Below are 9695 nucleotides of genomic sequence, written 5' to 3'. Positions count from 1 at the left end.
TTGTTGTTTTGGCATTGTAGAGTTCCGCTCCTTAACTTGATAGGTTTATTCTACAAGCCCTTATTTTTTATGTCCAACTAAGTGTAGACGATCCAAATAGGCAATTTGCCTATTAGGGCTGCGCAAGGCGCTCTCGTGATACGGATGAGGAGAAACGCGCTCTCCCTGCGGGAATCGCTTACTGTGGTGCAATAGCTGTAGTCTATACAGTTAAATTACCCCATAAAGAATGGTAAATATTTTTAAATGCAGTTTATACACTTATACCCATATAATACCTCGTTATTGAGTAATTCCCTTAATTATAAATGTATAAAATACATCTATATCTAATAAAAGGAACTATTTGTGCCAAATAGGTGTACAAAATGCAATTATTTCTGTTGATCATAGCAGCTTATTTGGAGTTTTGTAGCTTCTATATAGGAGAGCTTAGGCTGAATGGTTATACTCTGCTCCCTCTCACTACTGCTCCAGCAAGGCGTTATAAATATCCCGTTTGGCCAACCCGCGGTCAGAGGCAGCTTTTTTCATAGCATCCTTACGTGTCACTCCGGAGGATTCATAATGGGCAACATGCTGTTCAATACTGAGCTCACGCCACCAGGAGGATTCAGCGAGTTCAGCTTCTTCCTTGCTTTCTCCCTCAACGACGATGACGTATTCGCCAAGCGGCGGATGCTCGGACAGCCAGGAGATACACTCCTCGATAGTGCCCCGCAGGAATTCTTCGTAGCGCTTGGTCAGCTCGCGGGCCAGAACTGCCCGGCGGTTACCGAAAGCCTCCTGCAAATGAGCCAGGGTCTTGGCTACTCTGTGCGGCGATTCATAGAAGAGCAGAGTACTTTGCTCCGTACGCAAGCCGGATAATACAGTGCGGATATCCTTGCGTTCACGCGGAAGGAATCCGATGAAGGTAAAGCTGGCGGTTGGCAGTCCGGAGGCAATTAAAGCTGACAACGCTGCGTTAGCTCCCGGGATCGGAATGACCGGAATACCGTGGCTGACAGCAAGTGCAACCAGGTCTGCACCTGGGTCGGAAATGGCCGGCAGACCGGCGTCACTGACCAGCGCCAGATTTTTACCTTCTATTATATAGCGTATTAATTCCGGCCCGCTGGCTGCCTTGTTATGCTCATGATAACTGAACAGCATAGAGGGGGTTATTTCGAAATGGCTCAGCAGCTTGCGGGTCTGTCTCGTATCCTCGGCAGCAATAATGTCACATTCCTGCAAAGTGCGTACGGCCCGGTAGGTCATATCCTCCAGATTGCCGATCGGCGTAGCGACCAGATAGAGGCTGCCGCTTCCCCCTGGCGCACCTGTGCCGGCCTCCGAATTTTTTTGAAAACTGCTCTGGCATTGTATGGTCATTGGCTGTTATCCTCTTTGTTTCCATAATAGATGTCCATGATTTCCGGACAGTATTGATTGTCATCATTATATACGATGAGCGGCGGTTGTAAACGCACCTCAGGCTTTCCGTCCCGTGCGGCTTCAATTAATACCATATTAGCCTCCAGATGAGCACGCGGATGGACAAACCGGATAATCTTCGGCTCCAGCCTGTATTGTCGCATTATACTGATGATGTCTACAAGCCTCTGGGGTTTATGCACCATGCTGACTTTGCCCCCGGTACGGACGAGCCGGACACAGGCCTGAATGACCTCCTCCAGTGTACAGCCAATCTCATGCCGGGCCATAGCCTGATGCGTATTCAGCTTGAGATCGCTTCCGTTAAGCGGCATATAGGGGGGATTAACGGTGATTGCATCATAAACACCATACCCGGCGATGTTATGCAGCTCACGTAAATCACCCTCATGAATCTGTACCCGCTCCTCCAGGCCGTTCATGGCAACACTGCGCCGGGCCATATCCGCCAGACGGGGCTGAATCTCAATCCCTTCTATAGAAGCTTTGGTCCGTGTGGTCAGTAGCATAGGAATAACGCCATTACCGGTGCATAAATCAAGTACTCTGCCCCGCGGCGGAATGCTGGCGAACCGGGCCAGTAATACAGCATCCATTGAAAAGCTGAACACCTCATCGCTCTGGATAATCCGCAGATCATGAGTCAGCAGATCATCAATCCGCTCCGAGGGCTGCAAGGGCACATGTGCTTCGTTAAAAGAATTTGTCATTGTAATCTCCTAAAATGTATAAATTCAAAAAAAACCGTAGGCGTAAATCTCCTACGGCTGGATATCCTCATTTATTAAGAAAAGAAAGACAGAACAGGCAGTCACCCTCTGTACGCAAATGTCCGAAATAGACATTGCAGATGTGAAAGCCTTCGTGATACAGCCGGGCCAGATTATCATATCCTTCCCCGACGACCTCCTCTGTTCCTTCAGCGGCAGCCAGCAGTGCTTCTGCTTCAGCTGTATCCACGGCCGGATCCAAAGGTGCTTCCCTTTTCAGTATTTTGCGGAGCTGTTCATTTTCCAGACTGAGCCTTTGATTGGCCTCCATCAGTTCCTTGACCGTCTGTTTCCAATCTCCGAGCGTGGCGCGCATCGTTTCCATCTGCGCTTCCATCTCCTGCATGTGTGCAAATATATTTATCTTCTCCAAGTTTCCACCCCGAAAGTAACCTTATATGGTTTACTTGACGACAACATCATCCATTGGAAGTTCCTTAACTTTGCCCACTTCGAACAACTGCACATGAACCGTACGACTTCCAGCGTTAATGCCTACTACCTTACCTTCTCCCAGTGAGGTTACAACAAGCTTGCCTACGGCCGGCATTTCTTCCTTCGTGCTTTCGTAATTATCATGCTCAAACTTCAGACAGCACATCAGCCTTCCGCATAAGCCGGAAATCTTGGTTGGATTCAGCGAAAGATTCTGATCCTTGGCCATCTTGATCGATACCGGCTCAAAATCGCCCAGCCAGGAGGAGCAGCATAATACCCGTCCGCAAGGCCCAAGCCCGCCAAGCATCTTCGCTTCATCACGTACACCGATCTGCCGCAGCTCAATCCGGGTCCGGAAAATACTTGCCAGATCCTTGACCAGTTCACGGAAATCGACGCGTCCCTCAGCGGTAAAATAAAAAATAATCTTGTTGCGGTCAAAAGTGAATTCTACATCCACAAGCTTCATTTTGAGGCCATGATCGCGGATTTTATTTAAACAGGTGTTGAAAGCATCCTTTGCTGCACCCTTGTTCTCCTCCACCACACGTGCGTCGGTTTCACCGGCGATCCGCATGACTTTTTTGAGAGGCAATACAACATCGGCTTCCTGCACCTCTTTTTTGCCAACGACAACCTTACCATATTCAACCCCTCGTGCCGTCTCCACAATAACGCATTGATCGCGTTCAATCGGGAAATCAAGCGGATCGAAATAATATATTTTACCCGCTTTTTTAAAGCGGACGCCTACTACGCTGTACAAAAATTAACCCCCTTGTTTGCCGGTAAAGGAACCCTTAAGCAAATCCGCTCCCTGGTGATCTATGCTTGTCCTTCCTTATCCGTGAAACCCTTACTTCCAGGCTGAAGCGTTGATCCGGAGGATTATATTAAACTAAACCTTTAGCCTTCCAATCGGATTAAAAACTGCTCCAGACAGAGCGCCGCATTGGCATTGGAACGGAGCTTGCGCTTGCTCTCCGCTGCGAATTCCATATAGGCGATCCATTGTTCTGTGCTCCGCTCGCGGGCATGTCTGGAAATAAAGTCTAACTGATCTATGAAAACGATGCTTTCGTGTCTGCGGTACAGGAAGTAGAGCATATCTTTGAACCAGAGGTGGAACATGCTGAACAGAGTATCCAAATGTTCACCGAGCCCGGTCTTGGCCAGCTTCTGCCCGGCTGTTGCCACTGCAGTGCTGCCCTTTCCCATAGACTCCTTTGCTAATTGTAACACTAGATTTCTCATTTCTGCAAACCAATTCTGTGCCAAAAGTTCCCTGCAGCCTTCGAGTCCGGAAGTGAGCGAAACGGCGCACCGCGCCAGTGCCACCGGGACCCCCTCCCCTGCCAAAGCCTGGAGCATTATATCCGGATGCAGCGGGCTAAAGGGGATACGCTGGGTTCTCGACTGAATTGTAGGCAGCAGGGAACTGCTGTTATCGGAGATTAGAATGCCCACTGCCGGAGCAGGGGGCTCCTCCAGAAATTTAAGCAGACTGTTGGCGGCCTGAACCGTCATTTTGTCCGCTCCTTCTATAATATAAATCTTCGGGTTAACTCCTTCTGACCGGTAAGAGAACATACGCTGCAGCTCGCGGATCTGATCAATCTTAATACTCGCCCCGTCGGGTGCCAGCAGTGTCAGATCAGGATGGTTCCCGTGCTCCACCTTGCGGCACTCCAGACATTCCCCGCAGGCATCATCCTTAAGCCTGGTACAGAATATGGCCTGGGCGAACATCAGGGCTGTCTTCATCTGCCCGCTGCCGGAAGGTCCGGTGAACAGATAGGCGTGGCTGACGGCATCCTTGCGGAGCGCGTTCTGAAGCAGCCGCTTCACATCCTCCTGGCCTAATATATCATGAAAAGGCATAAATTCCTCCAACTTCTTTTAAAAAGAAAGATTGATCAGCAATCCACGGATTTCGCCGACCCGTCCAAGCAGATCGATCCGGCCCTGCTCGCTCTCCAGCAGATCATCTGCCAGATTCAGCAGGGCGGCGTCAATTTCCTCGAGCAGCTTGTAGCGTTTGCCGCGGCCGCGGCGGTCCCAGCCTTTCGTTTCTTTTAGAACTACACCGCGCCGTGCCGTCTCTTCCAAAAAACGTTTGACCATATTTCTATATATAGCAAGCTCACGCACCGTCATTGATTTCGCCAGCCGGTCACCCTGCTGCTGAATATCTTTGATCTGACGGTTGAGCTCATCCAGTGTCTTCTGTTCACCCTGCTGCTGAAAAATATCGTTAAAGGTCCTCTGCTGGACAGGCCGCCGTTCTGCATCGGCATTCGGCATTTCACTTTTTAAGGGCCTGTAGCCCGGGTTAATTTTCACAGCTATCTACCGCCCTTATTATGCTCAATAATGCTCAAAACGATCGACAGGAAGTACAAATACTGTAGCTCCGCCTACCTGGACTTCAACAGGAAGCGGCAGATAGGAATCTGTGGTTCCGCTCATTGGAGTGACCGGAGTAACAAGCTGTTCGCGCACCTTGCAGCTATTGCGGATTACGCCGAGTACCGCATCTACCTGGGAATCATCTACACCAATCAGGAATGTCGTATTTCCCGCCCGCAGAAAACCGCCGGTACTGGCCAGCTTGGTGGCGCGGAAATTGGCTTTGACGAGTTCGCTGGACAACCGGTTGCTGTCTTTATCCTGGATAATGGCAATGATTAGATTCATCTCGCATTCCTCCTAAAAGTTTGGGTTAAAAGCTTGCTTTTACTGAAGTGTACATAGAGTACTATTAGACATTTGTTTTAAAAATCCTTTAATATCCGTTCTTTCAGGGTACGGACGATGTCCTGCTCCACCATATGAATTGGACGATTGGCATCAAGCACCACTACACGCCCGGGATCGGATTCCACCACCAGCTGATAGCCTTGGCGCACCTTCTGGTGAAAAGCGAGGTTCTCCAGATCTAGACGGTTAATTTCCCTCTCCTGGTTTGCAGCAATTCTTGCCAGACCCACTTCCGGATCCACATCAAGATAGAAGGTAAGATCCGGCTTGCGGCCGCCGGTGGCAAATTCATTAATGCTCCGCACTTGCTCAATTCCCAGTCCTCTTGCATGGCCCTGATAGACGAGGCTGCTGTCGACAAAGCGGTCACAAAGTACAGTAAGGCCCTGCTGTAATGCCGGCTCAACTACCTCCGCCAGATGCTGGCTTCTTGCAGCTGCATACAGCAGCGCTTCCGTCCGCGAATCCATCGCCGTATGGGCAGGGTCAAGGATGATGGAACGGATCTTTTCGGCAATTTCAATGCCCCCCGGTTCCCGCGTAATGATATAAGGCATGGAATGATTCTGCAGATAAGCTGCTACCCTGCCCAGCACCGTTGTTTTTCCTGCTCCATCGCCTCCCTCCAGAGTAATGAAAAAGCCCTCGCGTCCCACTTATACTTCTCCGCCCTTCTTATTGTTGTAAACTAAAATATACTGCAATGCATGATCGGCACAGGCCTGAAATTTGGCACCGCCTTGCCTGAGTGCAATCAGCCTTCCGTATACTGTTTCATTTATGACTTCACCCGGATATAAAAGCGGTATCCCTGGCGGATAAGGAATCACCATCTCCGCTGCTGTCCTCCCTATACTGTATTCGAGAGATACGCTTTCGGTTTCTGCTGCTGATACCGGCTTCAGGGAGAACCTCACAGGCTGTGAAAAATGTTGACGATTAAAAATGTTCCACGTGGAAATATTACCTGGCCGGGGTAATGCGGCTATCGGCTGTGAACCTGATGGGGCGTCTGACCGGTTAGAGCCAGATGGCGCTGCCGTAGACTCAGACTGATTAAGACCCATTGCGGCTGTCGGGGCGTCTGACCGGTTAGAGCCAGATGGCGGCGGCGTTTCAGCAGCTATCTGCCTAAGCACGCCCAGCAGCGCGGCGGACTCCTCAGCCTTCGAGCCGAGGCTGAAGGCCAGTACTACGTGCCGGTCGTCGCTCATCTCCGGCACGATGCCCTTCTCTTCGAGCCTGCGCTGCAGCTCGAAGCCCCCCAGGACCCCGGCGGCGTCATAGATGACCGCCTTGAAGGGGTCCTGGGCGGTGTACGCCGCCGCTTGTCCAGGCGGCGCGTGTGTCCCGGCGGCTGCGCCAGCGCCGCCGGGGGGCTGCTGCTGCACCGGAGGCTGCAGCAGCCCGAAGCGCGGCAGCTCTGCCAGGCTGCGCTTCAGCACGTCCACGGCGGCCAGCCCCGCCGTGAAGGCCCCGGCGCGCCTGGTGTGCACCAGCCGCCGGGCCAGATCGAGCGAAGCCATCAGCGGATACGATGGGCTGGAGCTCTGGACCATGGCCAGCCGCTGACGCAGCAGCGTGCGGTCAAGGCGCGGCCCCTGTACATGCAGCATGGCGCCCATCGTCAGCGCCGGCAGCATCTTGTGCGTGGACTGCACCACGCCGTCCGCGCCACAGGCAAGCGCCCCGGCCGGCAGCGCCGGGTGCTGCCCGTAATGCGCCCCGTGCGCCTCGTCGACCAGCAGCGGAACGCTGTGGTCATGGCAGATGCGCGCGAGGGGCGCAAGGTCCGTTCCCATGCCGTAGTAATTCGGCATGGTCACCAGCACGGCGGCGGCTTCCGGGTAGGCTGCGAGGGCAGCCTGTACCGCTTCAGCCGCCGGGGCGACCGCCAGGCCGCTGTCCGTATCCAGCTGCGGCTCCAGAAAAACAGCGTTCACCCCGGCCAGCATCAGCCCGTGTATCACGGATTTATGGACATTCCGCTGAAGAATCAGCGTCATCCCCGGTTCAGGACATACGGTTAAGAGAAGCGCAAGATTGCCGGCAGTACTGCCGCCAACCAGCAAAAAGCTCTCCTCCGCCCCAAAACAGTCCGCCGCCAGCTCCTGTGCTTCCTGAATAACACCCTCAGGATGATGAAGATCATCGGTTCCGGTGATCTCGGTGACATCGTACTTCATAACCTCTTCCAGATATCCTGACCCTCCGAAAGTGCAATAAGCATTTCCGTCCTTGTGGCCGGGGACATGATAAGATATATTACCCTTAAGTCTATATTGTTCCAGCATTTCATATATAGGTGCCCTGCCAGGCTCTAATTTGTCCATGTTCAATATCCTTCCTGGGGGTTACCTCTATTTTAACGCAAATAAGGCCAAACGCCTATAATACCATGCAAAAGCTTCCGCTGCACAGCAAAACGGCTCCTCCGCACCCATACAGAACGGGGAAGCCGTTATACAAATTGCCTGATATGCAGCCATTGCGACACTACTTCACCGCCCGCTCTCTTTACGCCGTTATTGTAATAACTCTACCCGGTTCAGGCGTTCTTTTGCAGTCCGATTTTCTTCATCCGTCCAATGAAAAAGCGGTACTTGATATCCTCAGCATCGGTACGCACCATTTCGCTCTCGCAATCCTCACAAATAAAATGCGAGACAATCACAATCCCTTCCTGCTTCAGCTGCCCGCAGATAATGCAGGACTGCTCGGTTTGCTGTTCCATAACCATCCCACCTTGACTCTTTTAAGAACAGTATGTTACACCTTCTATTATTTTAAACCTTTTCATAGTTTTTTCCTATCCTGCCCTGCCCGAAATATATATATTCCGCAATACGCCTAATAGTGACAGTAAATGCTGAGTTTAACAAAACACCTGAATCTTCCGATATTATTAACATGAGTACTCACGAGGAGGTCTGAAATTTCGCTATGGAATCCAACACCAAAGGCGCAGCAACATTCTACCAATACAAGCTTATCAAAAAAATAAATTTGACGAACACCAAGCTGCGCATATATTATCTGCTTCCTCTGATATTCCTGGTGCTGGAGAGCATATTCATATCCTGGTGGAGCTTCCTGTACATGCTGGTTGCTGCTCCTGTTATCTTGTGGATCCAGTATGTCATCTCACGCTCGGTGCTGCTTATTACCGGACATCCAATCGCAAAACGCTGGAAAATCTCCCTGCGTCTTCCCTGGTTAGGTTATATGCCGGAACAATACATCAGCTACAGCATTTTCCGAAAAGTACAGCTGCATAATTTCTGGATTGGCCTTTGTGTTGCTGCACTCTTTATAGTGTGGGTACCTGCTGCTTTCACGGCTTCTCTGGCCGTCTGCCACCTCTGGCTGCTTCTTCCACGCTTATACGTACTGTTCATGCTGCGGGACAATGAAAAAAGCGGGATGCTCAAATTCAGCCCGGCCGACGCCTCATACTATGCACAGTGAGTCCTTAAGCCCATACATACATCACCGCAGAGTTGGAGCATGCCTAAAGGCCAGGATCCATTTAGAAAACAATAATCGCCGTCCGGATGGACGGCGATTATCTATTTACTCTTAAGCCCTTTAATGGCTACCTTCTTTTCTTTGGGGATCATGACTATAAAATAGCCGTCGTGCACGGTTAGGTGAACGATTACCCCATCCTTTTGAAAGACCCGGGAATTTCCCTCATCGCCTCTTTGTTCCTTCCAGCCCCAAGCTTCGATAGCCTCCAGATAAGGATCAGGCAGCCCTTCCTTCTCCCTAAGCCCGGATAAAGAATAGCGCACATAGTCCATAGCAGCATTTGTGGTCGTTCGATCAGGAGAGCTTGCCTCCTTGGGAACAGGAAAGCTCTTTTCATTTAGAGCTCCTTCAAAGCCATCCCAGCTAGGCTCCTTAGCGCCACAGCCGATCAGCATAACACTCAATATACAAACAAGTAGTAATATCCACATGGGCCGCTTCCGCTTCATACCTTAAAACCTCCTTACAACCACCATGCATCAAAAGACACAAAAAAATTCAAAGTTAGAATTTATCAGTAGTTCGTTCGTATTAAGGGCAATGCTTAATATTTGCACATTTCTATTATACTTGGATAACTCATATCGTCGGTAACAAAAATGTCACTCAATTGAAAGCGTTTTATTACAAAATATTCTTTACTGTGCACCCTTTTAAGCCTGTAAAAACAACAAAAAAGCCATTGTCGATTGCTCAACAATGGCTTTGTGTGCTTGGCGGCGTCCTACTCTCCCAGGACCCTTCGGTCCAAGTACCATC

The 9695-nt window shown here is 50.7% G+C and carries 12 protein-coding genes; 1 reads left to right on the top strand and 11 read right to left on the bottom strand.

From position 1 onward, the window contains the following. Nucleotides 1–465: 465 nt before the first annotated feature. The 10 genes from rsmI to M2108_RS30885 form a co-directional block, all read right to left on the bottom strand. Nucleotides 466–1374, bottom strand: coding sequence for a 16S rRNA (cytidine(1402)-2'-O)-methyltransferase (gene rsmI / locus M2108_RS30930; RefSeq protein WP_277473293.1), 909 nt, complete (start codon nt 1372–1374; stop codon nt 466–468). After that, nucleotides 1371–2147 carry a tRNA1(Val) (adenine(37)-N6)-methyltransferase gene (locus M2108_RS30925; RefSeq protein ID WP_277473294.1) on the bottom strand — a complete coding sequence of 259 codons (777 nt, stop codon included), beginning with the start codon at nt 2145–2147 and terminating at the stop codon, nt 1371–1373. Before M2108_RS30925 ends, rsmI begins: the two co-directional genes overlap by 4 nt. A 67-nt stretch (nt 2148–2214) precedes the next feature. Then, nucleotides 2215–2580 carry an initiation-control protein YabA gene (locus tag M2108_RS30920; RefSeq protein WP_068728883.1) on the bottom strand — a complete coding sequence of 122 codons (366 nt, stop codon included), beginning with the start codon at nt 2578–2580 and terminating at the stop codon, nt 2215–2217. 30 nt (nt 2581–2610) lie between these two features. Beyond that, the gene (locus tag M2108_RS30915; protein ID WP_039868836.1) at nt 2611–3411 is read right to left on the bottom strand and encodes a PSP1 domain-containing protein; all 801 of its coding nucleotides are present in this window, start codon (nt 3409–3411) and stop codon (nt 2611–2613) included. Nucleotides 3412–3551: 140 nt separating this feature from the next. Next, the gene (gene holB, locus M2108_RS30910; protein WP_277473295.1) at nt 3552–4526 is read right to left on the bottom strand and encodes a DNA polymerase III subunit delta'; all 975 of its coding nucleotides are present in this window, start codon (nt 4524–4526) and stop codon (nt 3552–3554) included. Nucleotides 4527–4544: 18 nt separating this feature from the next. Continuing rightward, a complete protein-coding gene (locus M2108_RS30905) occupies nt 4545–4988 on the bottom strand; it encodes a YaaR family protein (protein ID WP_277473296.1) in 444 nt (147 codons plus the stop codon). A 24-nt stretch (nt 4989–5012) separates the two neighbouring features. Beyond that, on the bottom strand, nt 5013–5342 hold the full coding sequence (locus M2108_RS30900; protein WP_042171809.1) for a cyclic-di-AMP receptor: 330 nt from the start codon (nt 5340–5342) through the stop codon (nt 5013–5015). Nucleotides 5343–5419: 77 nt separating this feature from the next. Then, on the bottom strand, nt 5420–6061 hold the full coding sequence (tmk, locus tag M2108_RS30895) for a dTMP kinase (protein WP_090717226.1): 642 nt from the start codon (nt 6059–6061) through the stop codon (nt 5420–5422). Next, nucleotides 6062–7738, bottom strand: a complete 1677-nt coding sequence (locus M2108_RS30890; protein WP_277473297.1) for an aminotransferase class I/II-fold pyridoxal phosphate-dependent enzyme — start codon at nt 7736–7738, stop codon at nt 6062–6064. A gap of 215 nt (nt 7739–7953) precedes the next feature. Then, nucleotides 7954–8139, bottom strand: a complete 186-nt coding sequence (locus tag M2108_RS30885) for a sigma factor G inhibitor Gin (RefSeq protein WP_068728868.1) — start codon at nt 8137–8139, stop codon at nt 7954–7956. A 209-nt stretch (nt 8140–8348) separates the two neighbouring features. Between M2108_RS30885 and M2108_RS30880 the strand changes: the two genes are divergently transcribed. After that, nucleotides 8349–8873: a hypothetical protein gene (locus M2108_RS30880; RefSeq protein ID WP_277473298.1), complete on the top strand. Its 525-nt coding sequence runs from the start codon at nt 8349–8351 to the stop codon at nt 8871–8873. A 101-nt stretch (nt 8874–8974) separates the two neighbouring features. Here M2108_RS30880 and M2108_RS30875 read toward each other — a convergent pair whose 3' ends face one another. Then, nucleotides 8975–9385, bottom strand: a complete 411-nt coding sequence (locus tag M2108_RS30875; RefSeq protein WP_277473299.1) for a hypothetical protein — start codon at nt 9383–9385, stop codon at nt 8975–8977. Nucleotides 9386–9695: the final 310 nt, after the last annotated feature.

It is taken from the genome of Paenibacillus sp. PastM-3 (assembly GCF_029893965.1).
Lineage (GTDB): Bacteria > Bacillota > Bacilli > Paenibacillales > Paenibacillaceae > Paenibacillus_AQ.
Note: the sequence above shows the minus strand (reverse complement) of the source record. Positions and strands in the feature narration are given on the sequence as shown.